Raw genomic sequence first — 16,780 nt, forward strand, 5'->3', positions numbered from 1 at the left:
TCGGTCTTCGGGAGATGCTGCCAGGGGTCAGGACGGCGGCGGGGCACCGTGTGGAAGACTGACCCGGATGACTGCCAGCCTACCCGCGGACCCGCCCACGGCCCGGAGCCTCACCGGTGTCGTGCCGCAGATCCTGGCGTCGCTGCAGGGGCGCGGCGAGTGGTTCGCGCCGGCGCGATCGGCGATCGTCGTCATGGTCGACGGACTCGGTCGATCGAACCTCACCGCCCGCGCCGGGTACGCCCGTTTCCTCGCCGGACGCATGACGAAGAAGGATGCCGCGCGCACCGTCTTCCCCGCGACGACCGCAGCGGCGCTGACGAGTCTGCTCACCGGGGAGTCGCCGGGCCGGCACGGCCTCGTCGGCTACCGCGTGCGGGTGCCGGGCACCGACCTGGCACCGAATCAGCTCAAGGGTTGGGAGACCGACGGTCTCGATCCGCTCACGTGGCAGCGCTGCGCGCCGATACTCGAACGCGAGACCGCAGCCGGGCGACCCTGCTTCGTCGTCTCGTCGCCGCGGTACGCCGCGACCGGGTTCACCCGCGCGCTGCAGCGCGGCGCGGACTTCATCGGGGCCACGACCATCGCGGAGCGCATGGAGCGCTCCGCGGATCTCGCGTTGCGGCATCCTGGCGCCCTCGTCTACACCTACATCCCCGAGCTCGACACGATCGCGCACGCGCGCGGGTGGGAGAGCGACGAATGGTCGGCCGCGCTGGAGACCGTCGACGTGGCGGCGCGCGATCTCGACACGGCGATGGGCGCCCACGCGGGTGCCGTCGTCACGGCCGACCACGGGGTGGTCGACGTCCCGCGGCACCGTCACCTGCTCCTGCAGGACGACGATCCGCTGGTGGACGACGTCCGCATCGTGGGCGGCGAGCCGCGCATGCTCCATCTCTACGCGGAGGAGGGACGCGCGGACGACGTCTTGCGTCGGTGGCACGAGGCCGAGTCCGGAAGGTCCTGGGTGCTGTCGCGCGACGAGGCGGTCGCGGCGGGCCTGTTCGGCGAGGTCGTGGACGCGGAGGTGCTCCCTCGCATCGGCGACGTCCTGGTGGCCGCCCGCTCAGCGGTCGCGTACTACGACGACCGGGAGTCGGACAAGCGGCCGCAGAGCATGATCGGGCAGCACGGATCACTCACCGATCAGGAGCGCATCGTCCCGATGGTGCGACTGGGGTCGTTCGCCTGACGCTCAGCCGTCCTCGGTGCGGGCGCCGAAGACGATCTCGTCCCACGACGGCATCGACGTGCGTCCGCGGCGGCGCGTCTGCTCGGCCGGAGCCTCGCTCGCCTCGGTCTCGGTGGGTGCCGGCTCGTCGGGGACGGACTCCTCGGGCGTCTCGAGCGCGTCGAACAGGGCGACCGGGCTCGACGACCGCTGTTCGGTCTGCTCCGTCGGCATCGGCTCGCGCTGTCCGCGGCGGCGGCGGAGCGCCTCGAGGAGGTCGGCTGTCTCCGCGGAAGTCACCGGGGCGTCCGGGGCACGCTTGATCGCGGCCTGCTGTACAGCTGCCGAGGAGGAGGGGCGATCGTCGGTCGCTTCGGCCGCGCCGTCGGGGGCGACGAGCCCGCGGGGACCGAACGATCCGCTGTCGAACCGCGAGGCATCCTTCTGCGGAGCGGTGTCGAGGGCGCGCAGGCGAGGGATGAGGCCCTCCGGGAGGGAGCCTTGCCGGGAGAGCTGCGTCGCGTCGGAGTTCTGGGGTGCGAGCGAGGATCGGCGGGGGTCGAACGACCACCGCGCGTCGTGCTCGACCTCGCCGACGGTGAACTCGAGCTTCACGGTCCAGCCGTTCTGGTCCTTCCAGCTCGTCCACCGTTCGCCGGTCGCGCTCGCCTCGGCGAGTTTCGCGCGCACGGCGTTGCCGAACGTGGGCTGCGCCCCGGGGTCGAGCTCGCCGCCGATCAGCACGGTCACGGCGAGGGCCTGGTCGACGACGTGCTCGCGCTCGGCGAGGACGGGCCCTTCGAAACGCTGGACGTCCTCGACGCGGACTCCGAGCAGCTGGGCGACGTCCTCAGCCGACATCCCGGCACGGATGTGCGCCTGGATGTCGCGGGGGTTGGGGCGGGCGAGTCGAGGTTCGGCGTCGCGCTGCAGGCGGCGCAACTGCGTGCGCAGCGCCTCGTCGACGGCGAGCGAGAAGCGGTCGCCGGCGTCGGTCGCGAGCATGAGGCGACCGTCCTCGGTGCCGATCACTTTGAGCTGTTCCATGCGGACGTCCTCCAGATCCAGCGTGTGCGCCCATGGTGTCACGGCGGGCGCCCGGCGACGGGAATATCCGGGGCGTGCCGCGAGTTTGCGGTGAGGCCCCTCCGAAAGGCGGCGGCGACCCGGCGGCCCATTTGCGATTCACGGGTGCGTGATGCAAACTATGGCCGCCCGAACGGGCCGCACCCACTGCAACACCCCGAAAGTTGAGACGTTCTCGCATGGCCACGGATTACGACGCCCCCCGCAAGACCGAAGACGACAGCGAGTCGATCGAGGCTCTGAAGGAACGCGTCCCGGACAAGATGTCCGGCTCGGTCGACGTCGAGGACTCCGACAACCCGAGCGGTTTCGAGCTGCCCGGCGCCGACCTCTCCGACGTCGACCTCGACGTCGTGGTCCTGCCTCCGCAGGAGGACGAGTTCACCTGTGTCGAGTGCTTCCTCGTGAAGCACCGCACCCAGATCGACCACCAGACCTCGATCGGTGCCATCTGCACCGAGTGCGCGGCCTGACCGGCCCCGACCTTCCAGGTCTCAGCGACCCCGCTGCGCGCGGGTGATCATCGCCGCCACCCTCTCTGGGGTGCGGGACGAGAACACCCACCGCGCCGTGGGGTCGTCCTCGTCTGCGACGGGAACGCGGACGACACCGTCGATGCCTCCGCGCAGGAGGTGCCAGTCGTCGCGGCGGAGGTCGCTGCCGCGGGCGGCCCGGGCGGCCTCGCCGGCGAGGATCTCGGGCTCACCGAGGTCGCTGACGGCGATGTGCGCGCGGCCCACGCGGAGCTCGCCGTCGCTCACCGAGACGACCGGAGCGCCGGCGATGAGTGCCGAGACGAGGCCCACGCCGACGGCCAAACCGACCACGAGCGCGAGGGTCGTGTCGATCGGCGCGAAGGCCACCGCGGCCATCGGTGCGCACACCGCGGCACTGACCAGCAGCCACAGCGACGGGCTCAGCCGCTCGCGGTACGAGGGGGGAGCGGAGCGGTCGGTGTTGTGCATTAGCCTCGGGGGGTGATGGATACCGTGGACGTTCCCATTATCTCGGCTCAGGTCCCCGTCTACGCGCACCCGGGCGACGCGGGCGCCGACCTCGTCGCCACGGAGCGGGTCCGACTCGCCCCCGGGCAGCGCGCCCTGATCGGCACCGGCGTGCGCATCGCGTTGCCCGACGGCTACGTCGCCTTCGTCGTGCCGCGCAGCGGTCTCGCGGCGAAGCACGGCATCACGGTGGTCAACTCCCCGGGGACGGTGGATGCCGGCTACCGCGGCGAGATCAAGGTCACACTGTTGAACACGGATGCCGCAGAGGCGTTCGACGTCGCGCCCGGCGACCGCATCGCCCAACTCATCGTCATGCCCGTCTCGCGGGCGACCTTCCTCCCCGTCGACGCGCTTCCCGACAGTGTGCGCGGCGACGGGGGATTCGGATCCACCGGCTATACGACAGGACAACCCGCATGAGCGACGAGCTCGCCCCCAAGTCGGCACCGAGCGATCGTGCCAGCAACGGTCCCTTCGACGAGGCGGAAGCCAATCCCGTCCGTCCGTACATCGATCTCGGCGGCGTGAAGGTGCTGCCCCGCGAGGGCCTGAACCTGCGTCTCGAGGTCGAGGAGCAGACCAAGCGCATCGTGGCCGTCGGCCTCGACTACGCCGGCTCCACGCTGCAGGTCCAGCCCTTCGCCGCGCCGCGCTCGAGCGGCTTGTGGGAGGAGACGCGCGAGCAGATCCGACAGCAGGTGCGCCAGCAGGGCGGTCGCGTCGAGGAGCGCGAGGGTCCGCTCGGACCCGAGCTGCTCGCCGAGGTCCCCGTCGCGGGAGCCGACGGCGCGGCCGGCAAGCGTCTCGCCCGGTTCGTGGGTGTCGACGGCCCGCGGTGGTTCCTGCGCGGCGTCATCGGCGGAGCCGCCGCGAGCGACATCGACGCCGCGGCGCAGGTCGAGGACCTCTTCCGATCGATCGTCGTGGTGCGGGGAGCGACTCCCATGCCGCCACGCGACCTGATCCCGCTGAAGATGCCCGCCTCTCCCGGCAGCGCATGACCGCGTCGCAGGACCGCGACGGATCCGACGAGCCCTCGGCGCCCCGCCCCGACCTCGTCCCCCCGGCCGCAACCGAGGGTGCGACGGCCTCCGAGCTGCTCGGGCAGGCCCTCGGCGGTGCGGCGAAGCGGGCCGGACTGGATCCGGCCGAGGATGCGACGACCGGTCACGTCGTCTGGCGGGCGATGGGGGGATGGCGCGGCATCGCCGAATCCGTCCTCCCCGGTCTCGTCTTCGTGGTCCTCTTCACCGTGACCGGGCAGGACCTCGTGCTCTCGCTCGTGGCGTCCGTCGGGCTCGCGGCCGCGTTCACGATCATCCGCCTCCTCCAGCGGTCGCCGGCGGCCGCTGCCTTCGGCGGTCTCGTCGCGACGGGTGTCGCTGCCGCGCTCGCGCTGTTCACCGGTCGCGGCCAGGACAACTTCGTCCCCGGGCTGATCACGAACGCCGCGTACGGCACCGGTCTGCTGATCTCGGCACTGATCGGCTGGTCGCTCATCGGGCTCGCCGTCGGCTTCCTCATGAACGAGGGCACCGCGTGGCGCGCCGACCGACGCAAGCGTCGTGCCTTCTTCTGGCTCACGATCGCGTGGGCGGCGTTGTTCTACGCCCGGCTGGCCGTGCAGCTCCCGTTGTACCTCGCGGGAGAGGTCGCAGCACTCGGCACGCTGAAACTCGTCATGGGTCTGCCGCTGTTCGCCCCGATGGTCGCCGTGACATGGCTCGCGGTCCGGGCGCTGTACCCCCCGCGTGTCCCGCGCCTCGACGAGAGCTGAGGAACCACCCCACCGGCGCCGCGGGGCTGATTGACTGAGCCCATGGACGCCGTGCCGATGTTCCCGCTGGGAAGCGTGCTGCTCCCGCACACGCCGCTCGCGCTGCGCGTCTTCGAGCCGCGGTACCTCACGATGATCGGGCGGCTGCTCGATGCCGACGACCCGTCGTTCGGGGTGGTCCTGATCGAGCGCGGATTCGAGGCCGGGGGCGGCGACGAGCGCGCGATGCTCGGAACCCTGGCGCGCATCGTCCGGGTCGAGGCGGGCGCCGAGGACCTGTTCGTGATCGCGGTGGGAGGGGAGCGGATCGCCGTCCACAGGTGGGGTGAGGACGACCCGCATCCCGTGGCGGACGTGTCACCCGTCGCGCCGCTCGCCTGGGACGAGGACCTCCTGCCGCTGCGCCGTGAGGTGGAGCGCGTCGTGCGTCGTGTCGCGACGTTGGCTGCGGTCCTCGACGAAGCGCGGTGGGACCCGGATGCCGAGGTGGCCGACGATCCTGTCGTCTCGACGTGGCAGCTGGCCGCCATGGCCCCGCTGGGGGAGTACGACCGGTTCCGCCTGCTGGGTTCCACGAGCATCGCGGATCTGCTCGAACGGCTGCGCGGGATGTGCCTCGAGGAGGAACCGGTCCTCGTCGCCCGGATCGCGGATGCGGCCGATACGGACGACGGGGACGTCTGACACACGTGCCGGAGGCGTCCGTGAGGTATCTTGATATCAAGATAGATTTCGCCCGTCACGGTAAGGCAGACCTCACTAGCCGCCGGGACCGGGCGGGGCGAAGATGGGAGGGCCGGCTCACGCCGCGCCCGCCGACGAAGGAGAGCACACGTGTCCACTGTTGACAGCTTCGGTGCGAAGAGCACACTCACGGTCGGCGACACCGACTACGAGATCTTCCGCATCGACACCGTTCCCGGCTACGAGAAGCTTCCGTACAGCCTCAAGATCCTCCTCGAGAACCTGCTCCGCACCGAAGACGGTGCGAACGTCACGAAGGAGCAGATCGAGGCTCTCGGGAACTGGCAGCCCGACGCCGAGCCGAACACCGAGATCCAGTTCACGCCCGCACGCGTCGTGATGCAGGACTTCACCGGTGTCCCGTGCATCGTCGACCTCGCCACGATGCGCGAGGCCGTGACCGCCCTGGGCGGCGACCCCAACAAGATCAACCCGCTCTCGCCCGCCGAGATGGTCATCGACCACTCGGTCATCGCCGACCTCTTCGGCAGCGAGAACGCTCTCGAGCGCAACGTCGAGATCGAGTACGAGCGCAACGGCGAGCGGTACCAGTTCCTCCGCTGGGGCCAGACCGCCTTCGACGACTTCAAGGTCGTCCCGCCCGGCACCGGCATCGTCCACCAGGTCAACATCGAGCACCTGGCCAAGGTCGTCTACGACCGCACCGTCGACGGTGTGCTGCGCGCCTACCCCGACACCTGTGTCGGCACCGACTCGCACACCACGATGGTCAACGGCCTGGGCGTGCTCGGCTGGGGCGTCGGCGGCATCGAGGCCGAGGCCGCGATGCTCGGCCAGCCCGTCTCCATGCTGATCCCGCGCGTCGTGGGCTTCAAGCTGACCGGTGAGATCCCCGCCGGCGTGACCGCCACGGACGTCGTCCTCACGATCACCGACATGCTCCGCAAGCACGGCGTCGTCGGCAAGTTCGTCGAGTTCTACGGCGAGGGCGTCGCCCAGGTGCCGCTCGCCAACCGCGCCACCATCGGCAACATGAGCCCCGAGTTCGGCTCGACCGCCGCCATGTTCCCCGTCGACGACGTCACGCTCGACTACCTGCGTCTGACCGGTCGCGACGAGCAGACCGTCGCGCTCGTCGAGGCGTACGCGAAGGCGCAGTCGCTGTGGCACGACCCGGCGCGCGACCTCAGCTTCAGCGAGTTCATGGAGCTCGACCTCTCGACGGTCGTCCCCTCCATCGCCGGCCCGAAGCGCCCGCAGGACCGCATCCTGCTCTCCGAGGCGAAGAGCCAGTTCGAGAAGGACATCCTCAACTACGCGGATGCCGCCGAGGAGGACTCGGTCGAGATCGAGGGCACGTTCCCCGCCTCCGACCCGGGTACCACCCCGGGTGTCGAGCACGAGACGGTTTCGGCCGAGGGCGTCTCGCACCAGCACGACCACGAGCACGTCCCCTCGATGATCTCGAGCGGTGCCCGCCACGCGGCATCCAAGCCGGTCAAGGTCACGACCCCCGACGGGCAGTCCTACCTCCTCGACAACGGCGCGGTGACCCTCGCGGCCATCACCTCGTGCACGAACACGTCGAACCCGTCGGTCATGATCGCGGCGGGCCTGCTCGCCAAGAAAGCCACCGACAAGGGCCTGAAGCGCAAGCCGTGGGTCAAGACGACGCTCGGCCCCGGCTCGAAGGTCGTCACGGACTATTACGAGAAGTCCGGGCTCGACAAGGCGCTCGAGGCGCTCGACTTCTACACCGTCGGCTACGGCTGCACGATCTGCATCGGTAACTCGGGCCCGCTCATCGACGAGGTCTCGGCGGCCATCAACGAGAACGACCTGGCCGTGACCGCGGTGCTCTCGGGCAACCGCAACTTCGAGGGTCGCATCAGCCCCGACGTGAAGATGAACTACCTCGCGTCGCCGCCGCTGGTCGTCGCCTACGCCCTCGCCGGGTCGATGAACTTCGACTTCGAGACCGATGCCCTCGGAAAGGACGCGGACGGCAACGACGTGTTCCTGAAGGACATCTGGCCCTCGCCCGACGAGGTGCAGGAGGTCATCGACCAGTCGATCTCCCGCGAGCAGTTCATCAAGCAGTACTCGACCGTCTTCGACGGCGACGAGCGCTGGAAGAACCTGCCCACGCCCACCGGTCCCGTCTTCGAATGGGACGAGGACTCGACGTACGTCCGCAAGGCGCCGTACTTCGACGGCATGGAGCGCACCCCCGCACCGGTCACCGACATCTCCGGCGCGCGCGTCATGGCGACGCTCGGCGACTCGGTCACGACCGACCACATCAGCCCGGCCGGGAACATCAAGGCGGGCACCCCCGCCGCGCAGTACCTGACCGAGCACGGGGTCGCGCAGAAGGACTTCAACTCCTACGGCTCGCGCCGCGGGAACCACGAGGTCATGATCCGCGGCACCTTCGCCAACATCCGCCTGAAGAACGAGATCGTGGCCGCCGTCAACGACGGCAAGGTCGTCGAGGGCGGGTTCACCCGAGACTTCACGCAGCCGGGCGGCCCGCAGTCGTACATCTACGACGCGAGCCAGAACTACCAGGCGCAGGGCACCCCGCTCGTCGTCTTCGGCGGCAAGGAGTACGGCTCGGGCTCGTCGCGCGACTGGGCGGCCAAGGGCACGAGCCTGCTGGGCGTCAAGGCGGTCATCACCGAGAGCTTCGAGCGCATCCACCGCTCGAACCTCATCGGCATGGGTGTCGTGCCGCTCCAGTTCCCCGAGGGGGAGAGCTGGAAGTCGCTCGGCCTCGACGGCACCGAGATCGTCTCGATCACGGGTCTCGAGCAGCTCAACGAGGGCGTCACCCCGAAGACGGTGAAGGTCGTCGCCGAGCCCAGCGAGTTCTCGCCCGAGGGTAAGCAGACGATCGAGTTCGACGCGGTCGTCCGTATCGACACCCCCGGTGAGGCCGACTACTACCGCAACGGCGGCATCCTGCAGTACGTGCTGCGTTCGCTCGTCTGAGGTCCGTTGTCAAGAGGACCCCGGCTCCGCGTGGAGTCGGGGTCCTCTCGCGTAGGGCCACGTAGACTCTGGACATGAGTCTTCTCGAGGGAATTACCGGTCCACGTGACCTCGACCGATTCTCGAGCGAGGAGCTCCACATCCTCGCCGACGAGATCCGGACCTTCCTCGTCGAGAACGTCTCGCGGACCGGTGGCCACCTCGGGCCCAACCTCGGCGTGGTCGAGCTGACGATCGCCTTGCACCGTGTGTTCGACTCGCCGAACGACCCCATCATCTTCGACACGGGGCACCAGTCCTACGTCCACAAGCTGCTGACCGGGCGACAGGACTTCTCGAAGCTCCGCTCCCGCGGCGGCCTCGCCGGCTACCCGCAGCGGTCGGAGAGCCCGCACGACGTCGTCGAGTCCTCGCATGCGTCGAGCTCGCTGAGCTGGGCCGACGGCGTCTCGCGTGCCCTCACCCGCACCGGGCGCAAGGACCGTCACGTCGTCGCCGTCGTCGGTGACGGATCGCTGACGGGCGGGATGACGTGGGAGGCGCTCAACAACATCTCCGACGACAACGACCGCAACCTCGTCATCGTCGTCAACGACAACGGCCGGTCGTACGCGCCGACCATCGGTGGCATGGCCCGCTACCTCAACCGCGTGCGCACCGCCGACAGCTACCAGACGCTCCGTCGCAGCTCCGCGCACGTCTCGCGCTTGTTCGGCCCGATCGGGCGCGCCGTCTACCGCGGTGTGCGCGGCGGCACGCACGGGTTCCTCTCCCGGTTCACGAACAACATCGCGCTCTACTCCAATCTCGACATCAAGTACCTCGGTCCCGTCGACGGGCACGACCTCGACGCGATGGAGGAGACCCTCCGCCTCGCGAAGGAGTACGGCGCCCCCGTCATCGTGCACGCGATAACCGACAAGGGGCGCGGCTTCGAGCCGGCCCGGCGCGACGAGGCCGACCAGTTCCACGCGGTCGGCAAGATCGACCCCGTCACGGGTGAGCCCATCGGAGCCTCGGATGCCGTGGCGTGGACCGACGTGTTCGCGGACGCCCTCGTCGACGCCGGCGACCGGCGCGAGGACATCATCGCGATGACCGCCGCGATGCTCCGCCCGACAGGTCTGCAACCGTTCGCGCAGCGGTTCCCAGACCGCGTGTACGACGTGGGCATCGCCGAGCAGCACGCGGTCGCCTCGGCCGCCGGTCTCGCCTTCGGCGGACTCCACCCCGTCGTCGCCATCTACGCGACCTTCATGAACCGCGCGTTCGACCAGGTCATGATGGACGTCGCCCTCCACAAGGCGGGCGTCACCTTCGTCCTCGACCGCTCGGGTGTCACCGGCCCCGACGGCCCCAGCCACCACGGCATCTGGGACCTCGCCATGCTGCAGCTCGTCCCCGGCATCCGTCTGGCGGCACCCCGCGACGGCGAGCGGCTGCGCGAACTGTTCGACGAGGCCATCACGGTCGAGGACGCCCCGACCGTCGTGCGCTTCCCGAAGGGGTCCGTACCCGACGCCCTCGAGGCGATCGAGCGGCTCGAGGACGGTACTGACGTCCTCTACCGCAGCGGTGCGGAGGACGTGCTCCTGGTCGGGATCGGACCCATGGCCCACCTCGCCGTCGCCGTCGCCGAACGTCTGCGCGCGCAGGGCATCGGGTCGACCGTCGTGGATCCTCGATGGGCCGTGCCGATCCGCCCCGCGATCGTCGACCTGGCGGCATCCCACCGCCTCGTGATCACGATCGAGGACGGCATCCGCGTCGGCGGCGTCGGCACCCGGGTCCGGCAGGTGCTGCGCGAGGCCGGAGTGTCGACCGCGGTCGATGAGCTGGGGCTCCCCGACGAGTTCATCGACCACGCAAGTCGCGAGCAGATCCTCGCGGATGCGGGGCTCACGGCACCGAAGATCGCGCAGGACGTGGTCGCTCAGGTCCTCGGCACGCGCGTGCCGATCGCCCGGCAATCGACCGACGACGCGGTGTGGTCCTCGCAGGACGTCGAGCTGCGCGGCCCCGCCGACTCCGCGTCGGACTGACGTCGCCCCTGCGTGACAGCATGGAGGGATGCAGACACCGCAGCATCCCGGCGATGAGAACCTGAGTCGAGAGGATGCCGCGGCCCGCGCATCCGTCGTCACGCTCGAGACGATCGAGGTCGACCTCGACGTGCGATCGGCGTCCGACCCGGCGCGCGAGGACTTCGAGACGCAGAGCATCCTCCGCTTCGACGCGGCGACCTCGGAGACCTGGGTGGACTTCCTGGGCGCGTCGGTCGACGAGGTGGAGATCAACGGCGAGACCCGAAAGGTCGACTGGGACGGCGCCCGCATCCGACTGACGGGCCTGGCCGAACGCAACACGGTGCGGATCCGCGCGCGCGGCCGGTACAGCCGGTCGGGTGAGGGTCTGCACCGCTTCACCGACCCGGTCGACGGCGCGGTGTACCTCTACACGCAGTACGAGCCCGCCGACAGCCGCCGGGTCTACCCCTGCTTCGAGCAGCCCGATCTGAAGGCGCGGTGGACCTTCCACGTCACGGCCGCGGGCGACGGTGTCATCCTCTCCGGCGGTGCGGAGACCGGGCGCACCGACGTCGACGGCGGCGTCCGGGTCTCGTTCGCCGAGACGCCGCCGCTCTCGAGCTACGTCACCGCGGTCGCGGTGGGCCCGTATCACCGCGTGGACGGTGTGTGGCGCGGTGAGCGCCAGAGCGTCGACCTCGGGGTGCTCTGTCGCGCCTCGCTCGCGGAGCACCTCGACGCGGACGAAATCCTCGACATCACCCGTCGCGGTCTGGACTTCTTCACGAGCGCGTTCGACCAGCACTACCCGTGGGGCAAGTACGACCAGATCTTCGTCCCGGAGTACAACCTCGGCGCGATGGAGAACCCCGGACTGGTGACCTTCACCGAGGCCTACGTCTTCCGGGGAGCGGCGACGGCGGCCCAGCGCGAAGCCAGGTCGAACACGATCCTGCACGAGATGGCCCACATGTGGTTCGGCGACCTCGTGACGATGCGGTGGTGGGACGACCTGTGGCTCAAGGAGTCGTTCGCCGACTTCATGGGGACCCACGCCAACGTCGCGACGGGGCTCCACCCGGATGCCTGGGTCACCTTCGCGAGCCGGCGGAAGGGCTGGGCGTACGCGCAGGACCAGCTGCCGACGACGCATCCGATCGTCGCCGACATCCCCGATCTCGAGGCGGCCAAGCTCAACTTCGACGGGATCACCTACGCCAAGGGCGCCTCGGTCCTGAAGCAGCTCGTGGGCTTCGTCGGCGAGGAGGCGTTCTTCCGCGGAGCGCGCCGCTACTTCGCGACGCACGCCTACGGCAACACGACGCTGGAGGACCTCCTGGCGGCTCTCGAAGAGGCCTCGGGCCGCGACCTGCGGTCGTGGAGCGCTGCGTGGCTCGAGACGACGGGTCTGCCCACCCTCACGACCGAGCGCGCCCCCCTCGCGGTCGCGCAGGACGTCGCGAGGCCCCATGCCGTCAGCGTCGGGCTCTGGGACGACGAGGGCGGGCGACTCGTGGCCCGCGGCGACGTCGCCGTCGACCTATTCGGGGAGCGGACGGTCGTGACCGCCCCCGTCCTCCCCGACGCCGCTGTGGTCGTGGCGAACGTCGACGACCGGTCGTACGCGAGGGTGCGGCTCGACGACCGGTCGCTCGCCGCGGTCCAGGAGGGTCTGTCGACCATGCCGGATGCGGTCGCGCGGGGCGTCGTCTGGGCTGCGCTGTGGAACGCCGTCCGGGACGGCGAGCTCGCGGCATCCGTCTACCTCGCCATCGCGGCGCGGCATGCGCCGCAGGAACCGCACCCCGCCCTGCTGGCGGACGTCCTCGCGCACGCGGCCTTCGCGGTCCGCCACTACGTCCCGGACGCCGCCCGTGCCGCGGCGGCGGACGCGTGGCTCGACACCGCCGGGGCCGCGATGGACGCCGCGGCCCCGGGTTCGGACGCGCAACTCATCTGGGCGCGTGCCGTCGGGGTGGCCGCTGAGCTGTCGGACGCTCGCGCCGAGCTGATGACGGCGATCCTCGACGGTCGGGCCCCGACTCCCGAGGGGCTCGCGCTCGACCCCGACCTGCGCTGGGGGTGGGTGTTCGGACTCGCCGCCTCGGGCCGGGCGGACGCGAGGCGGATCGAGGAGGAGGCGGCGCGGGATGCCACGTCGTCGGGCCGTACGGCGCGTCTCGCCGCCCTCTCGGCTCGGCCCGAGGCATCCGTCCGTGCCGATGCGTGGCGCGCGGCGTGGGACGACCCGACGCTGACGAACGATCATCTGGACGCGGTCATCCGGGGCGTCCGGGCGGGCGCGAGCCGGCCGCTCGTGACGGCGTTCGACGACGACTACTTTGCCCGGATCCTGCCGGTCTGGCGCTCGCGCAGCATCGAGATCGCGGCGCGTCTGGTGCGCGGGCTGTTCCCCGCCACGGAGGACACCGTGGCGGTCGACGCGTGGCTGGCCGCGCATCCGGACGCGCCGGGCTCGCTCCGCCGCATCGTCCTCGAGGAGCGCGACCACCTGGCGCGCGACCTGCGGGTCCGTGCGGCCCAGGCGGTGCTCGAGGCACGCTGACCCACGGAAGCGGCCCCGGGGATCCACCCCGGGGCCGCTCCCGTCCTGCCGTCCGATCAGGCGATGCCGCGGATCGGCGGGTGGTGGAACGTGTCACCGAACACCCGCTCGCTGGCTCCCTCGCGGTCGAGGTACGGCGTGGCGCCGCCGTCGATGAAGGGCCAACCCGCGCCGAGGATGAGGCAGAGGTCGATGTCCTCGACCTCGGGCACGACGCCCTCGTCGAGCATGAGCTTGATCTCCTGCGCGAGGCGGTCCTGCACCCGGCGGAGGATCTCCTCAGCGGATGCCGGTGTCGATCCGGTCGCCTTCTTCGCGACCTTCTCGGCGGCCTTCGTGAAGCCGGTCACCCGGCCCCCCTTGTCCTTCTCGACGACCGCGTCGAGCGCGGCGAGCTCGTGGAAGTTCTCGTTCGCGTAGAAGCGATCGGGGAAGGCGCGCACCATCGTGTCCTGCACGTGCGCGGCGACCTTCCAGCCGACGAGGTCGATGAGCTGGAACGGTCCCATGGGCAGGCCCAGCGGAGCGAACGCCTTCTCGACGTCGGCGACGGGTGTGCCCTCGTAGACGGCGCGGGCCGCCTCGCCCATGACCTTGGCGAGCAGCCGGTTCACGACGAAGCCGGGCGCGTCAGCGGTGAGGACCGCGTTCTTACCGAGGCCCTTCGCGACGACGAAGGCGGTCGACAGGGCGGCATCCGAGGTCTTCGGCGTCTTCACGACCTCGATGAGCGGCATGACCGCGACCGGGTTGAAGAAGTGGAAGCCGACGAGTCGCTCGGGGTGCGCGAGCTTCGCGCCGATCTCCTCGACCGACAGCGACGAGGTGTTCGTCGCGAGGATCGCGTCCTCGGCCACCACGGCCTCGATCTCGGCGAAGACGGCCTGCTTGACGCCGACCTCTTCGAAGACGGCTTCGATGACGAAGTCGCAGTCCGCGTACGCGGACTTGTCCGTCGTCCCGGTCACGAGGGCGCGCAGTTTGTTGGCGGTGTCGCCGTCGAGCCGGCCCTTCGCCTCGAGCTTGCCGATCTCGTCGTGGATGTACGCGACACCCTTGTCGACGCGCGCCTGGTCGAGGTCCGTGATGAGCACGGGCACCTGCAGCTTGCGCACGAACAGCAGCGCGAACTGGCTCGCCATGAGCCCCGCACCGATGACGCCGACCTTCGTGACCTTCTTCGCGAGAGCCTTGTCGGGCGCACCGACCGGCCGCTTCGCGCGCTTCTGCACGAGGTCGAACGCGTACATGGATGCCGCGAACTGGTCGCCCGTGACGAGCGAGGCGAGCGCCTCGTCCTCCCGCGCGAAGCCCTCGGCCTTGGTGCCGCTCTTGGCCTTGTCGAGCAGGTCGAGAGCCACGTACGGCGACCGGGGCACCGTTCCGATCTTCGACTCGAGCATGCCGCGGGCCATCTTGATCGCGATGGGCCACTTGGTGAGGCGCTCGATCTTGCCGGGGGCGTTCTTACGCTCGACCTTGACGGCGCCGGTGAGGACGTCGTCGGCCCAGCGCAGCGACGATTCGAGGTAGCTCGAGGCGGGGAAGATCGCGTCCATGATGCCGAGGTCGTACGCCTGCTGCGGCTTGAGCACCCGGTTCTGCTTCAGCGGGTTCGAGATGACGACCTCGAGGGCGTTCTCGATGCCGATGAGGTTCGGCAGCAGGTACGCGCCGCCCCAGCCGGGGATGATCCCGAGGAAGACCTCCGGGAGGGCGATCGCCGCAGCCGAGGCATCCACCGTCCGGTAGGTCGAGTTCAACGCGATCTCGAGGCCGCCGCCGAGCGCGAGCCCGTTCACGAACGCGAACGAGGGCACGCCGAGGTCGGACAGCTTGCCGAGCACGTGATGGCCGAGCTGGGCGATGAGTCGCGCGTTCTCCACCGAACCGACGTTGCTGACCTCGCTGAGGTCGGCGCCGGCGGCCAGGATGTACTGCTTGCCGGTGATGCCGACGGCGTCGATCTCGCCCGCGGCCGCGCGCGTCGTCAGGGTGTCGAGCGTCGCGCCGAGCTCGGTGAGCGTCGCCGGGCCCAGCGTGTTGGGGCGGGTGTGGTCGCGGCCGTTGTCGAGCGTGATGAGGGCGAGGACCTTGCCGCTGGCGAGCGTGATGTCGCGGACGGGGGAGTGGGTCACGACCTCGCTGTCGGAGAGGGCGAGAAGGGGCGAGAAGTCGATCCGGTCGTAGTTCGTCATGGTCGGCTGCCTCACTTCTTCTTCTTGCCGTTGTAGTGCGGGTTCTCCCAGATGATGGAGCCCCCCTGTCCGAGGCCGACGCACATCGCGGTGAGGCCGTAACGGACGTCGGGTCGCTCCGCGAAGTGCGCCGCCAGCTGGATCATGAGGCGGACACCGGATGCCGCCAGCGGGTGCCCGAGCGCGATCGCGCCGCCCCAGGGGTTCACGCGCGGATCGTCGTCGGCGATGCCGAAGTGGTCGAGCAGCGAGATGACCTGCACGGCGAAGGCCTCGTTCAGCTCGAACAGGCCGATGTCGTCGATCGTGAGGCCCGCCTTCTTCAGCGCCTTCTCGGTCGAGGGGATCGGGCCGATGCCCATGATCTCGGGCTGGACGCCCGCGAAGGCGAACGAGACCATCCGCATCTTTGGGGTGAGCCCCAGTTCCTTGACCGCGCCGCCGCCGGCGAGGAGCGACATGGTCGCGCCGTCGGTGAGGGGGGAGGATGTGCCGGCCGTCACGCGACCGTGCGGTCGGAACGGGGTCTTGAGGGCGGCGAGGTCGGCCATCGTCGTCTGCGGACGACGGCCCTCGTCCTCGGTCGCCAGTCCCCACGCGCCGGCGGCATCCTTCACCGCGACGGGGACGAGGTCGGGCTGGAACTTGCCGGATTCGTAGGCGGCCTGCGCCTTGTGCTGGCTCAGCATGCCGAACCGGTCGGAGCGCTCCTTCGTGAGCTGCGGGAACCGGTCGAAGATGCGCTCCGCCGTGACTCCCATGTTGAGGGCGCCGGGATCGACCATCTTCTCGGCGACGAACCGCGGGTTGGGGTCGGCGTTGCCGCCGATCGGGTAGTGCCCCATGTGCTCCACACCGCCCGCGAGCGCGACGTCGTACATGCCGACGCCGATCGCCCCGGCCATCGTGGTGACGCTCGTCATGGCGCCCGCGCACATCCGGTCGATGGCGAAGCCGGGGACCGTTTGCGGAAGCCCCGCGAGGATCGCCACCGACCGCCCCAGGGTCAGCCCCTGCTCGCCGGTCTGGCTCGTCGCGGCGATCGCGACGTCGTCGACGCGCTCAGCCGGGACGTCGGGGTTCCGTTCCATGAGGCCGATCGTCGCCTTGACGGCGAGGTCGTCGGCGCGCGTGTTCCAATACATGCCCTTTTCGCCCGCACGCCCGAACGGGGTGCGCATTCCGTCGACGAAATAGACGTCCGAAAGCTCGGCCACACTGCCTCCAATGATTGGGTTCCCAC

13 protein-coding genes are annotated in these 16,780 nt (G+C 70.2%); 9 read left to right on the top strand and 4 right to left on the bottom strand.

The genetic code is table 11. The annotated features are described in order from the left end of the window. Positions 1–67: 67 nt before the first annotated feature. Positions 68–1,198, top strand: a complete 1,131-nt coding sequence (locus AB0P29_RS12845) for a nucleotide pyrophosphatase/phosphodiesterase family protein (protein ID WP_253034599.1) — start codon at positions 68–70, stop codon at positions 1,196–1,198. A gap of 3 nt (positions 1,199–1,201) precedes the next feature. Here AB0P29_RS12845 and sepH read toward each other — a convergent pair whose 3' ends face one another. Beyond that, on the bottom strand, positions 1,202–2,224 hold the full coding sequence (gene sepH, locus AB0P29_RS12850) for a septation protein SepH (protein ID WP_363380291.1): 1,023 nt from the start codon (positions 2,222–2,224) through the stop codon (positions 1,202–1,204). Between the two features lie 218 nt (positions 2,225–2,442). Between sepH and AB0P29_RS12855 the strand changes: the two genes are divergently transcribed. Beyond that, positions 2,443–2,736, top strand: coding sequence for a DUF4193 domain-containing protein (locus AB0P29_RS12855; protein ID WP_018186686.1), 294 nt, complete (start codon positions 2,443–2,445; stop codon positions 2,734–2,736). 21 nt (positions 2,737–2,757) lie between these two features. Here the strand turns inward: AB0P29_RS12855 and AB0P29_RS12860 are convergent, their stop codons facing one another. Continuing rightward, positions 2,758–3,228, bottom strand: a complete 471-nt coding sequence (locus AB0P29_RS12860) for a DUF3093 domain-containing protein (RefSeq protein ID WP_253034601.1) — start codon at positions 3,226–3,228, stop codon at positions 2,758–2,760. A gap of 12 nt (positions 3,229–3,240) precedes the next feature. Between AB0P29_RS12860 and dut the strand changes: the two genes are divergently transcribed. The 7 genes from dut to pepN all read left to right on the top strand — a co-directional run bounded on the left by dut (position 3,241) and on the right by pepN (position 13,339). Then, positions 3,241–3,690, top strand: coding sequence for a dUTP diphosphatase (gene dut / locus AB0P29_RS12865; protein WP_311283695.1), 450 nt, complete (start codon positions 3,241–3,243; stop codon positions 3,688–3,690). Then, positions 3,687–4,271: a DUF3710 domain-containing protein gene (locus AB0P29_RS12870; protein WP_064002126.1), complete on the top strand. Its 585-nt coding sequence runs from the start codon at positions 3,687–3,689 to the stop codon at positions 4,269–4,271. The genes dut and AB0P29_RS12870 overlap by 4 nt, the downstream gene beginning before the upstream one ends. Then, positions 4,268–5,047: a DUF3159 domain-containing protein gene (locus tag AB0P29_RS12875; RefSeq protein WP_253034603.1), complete on the top strand. Its 780-nt coding sequence runs from the start codon at positions 4,268–4,270 to the stop codon at positions 5,045–5,047. The genes AB0P29_RS12870 and AB0P29_RS12875 overlap by 4 nt, the downstream gene beginning before the upstream one ends. Before the next feature lie 42 nt (positions 5,048–5,089). Beyond that, positions 5,090–5,731, top strand: a complete 642-nt coding sequence (locus AB0P29_RS12880; protein WP_253034604.1) for an LON peptidase substrate-binding domain-containing protein — start codon at positions 5,090–5,092, stop codon at positions 5,729–5,731. Between the two features lie 150 nt (positions 5,732–5,881). Further along, complete coding sequence (locus tag AB0P29_RS12885) at positions 5,882–8,746, top strand: aconitate hydratase (protein ID WP_253034605.1); 2,865 nt, start codon at positions 5,882–5,884, stop codon at positions 8,744–8,746. Between the two features lie 74 nt (positions 8,747–8,820). Beyond that, the gene (dxs, locus tag AB0P29_RS12890) at positions 8,821–10,788 is read left to right on the top strand and encodes a 1-deoxy-D-xylulose-5-phosphate synthase (protein WP_253034606.1); all 1,968 of its coding nucleotides are present in this window, start codon (positions 8,821–8,823) and stop codon (positions 10,786–10,788) included. A 28-nt stretch (positions 10,789–10,816) separates the two neighbouring features. Then, complete coding sequence (gene pepN, locus AB0P29_RS12895) at positions 10,817–13,339, top strand: aminopeptidase N (protein ID WP_363380296.1); 2,523 nt, start codon at positions 10,817–10,819, stop codon at positions 13,337–13,339. 56 nt (positions 13,340–13,395) lie between these two features. On the opposite strand, the gene AB0P29_RS12900 is transcribed toward pepN, so the two are convergent. Both AB0P29_RS12900 and AB0P29_RS12905 read right to left on the bottom strand, forming a co-directional pair. Continuing rightward, entirely contained in the window at positions 13,396–15,537 is a 2,142-nt protein-coding gene (locus tag AB0P29_RS12900) for a 3-hydroxyacyl-CoA dehydrogenase NAD-binding domain-containing protein (protein ID WP_363380299.1), read from the bottom strand. An 11-nt stretch (positions 15,538–15,548) separates the two neighbouring features. Beyond that, a complete protein-coding gene (locus tag AB0P29_RS12905; RefSeq protein WP_363380306.1) occupies positions 15,549–16,754 on the bottom strand; it encodes a thiolase family protein in 1,206 nt (401 codons plus the stop codon). Positions 16,755–16,780 lie beyond the last annotated feature (26 nt).

This window comes from Microbacterium sp. NPDC080220 (genome assembly GCF_040686395.1).
Taxonomy (GTDB): domain Bacteria; phylum Actinomycetota; class Actinomycetes; order Actinomycetales; family Microbacteriaceae; genus Microbacterium; species Microbacterium gawkjiense.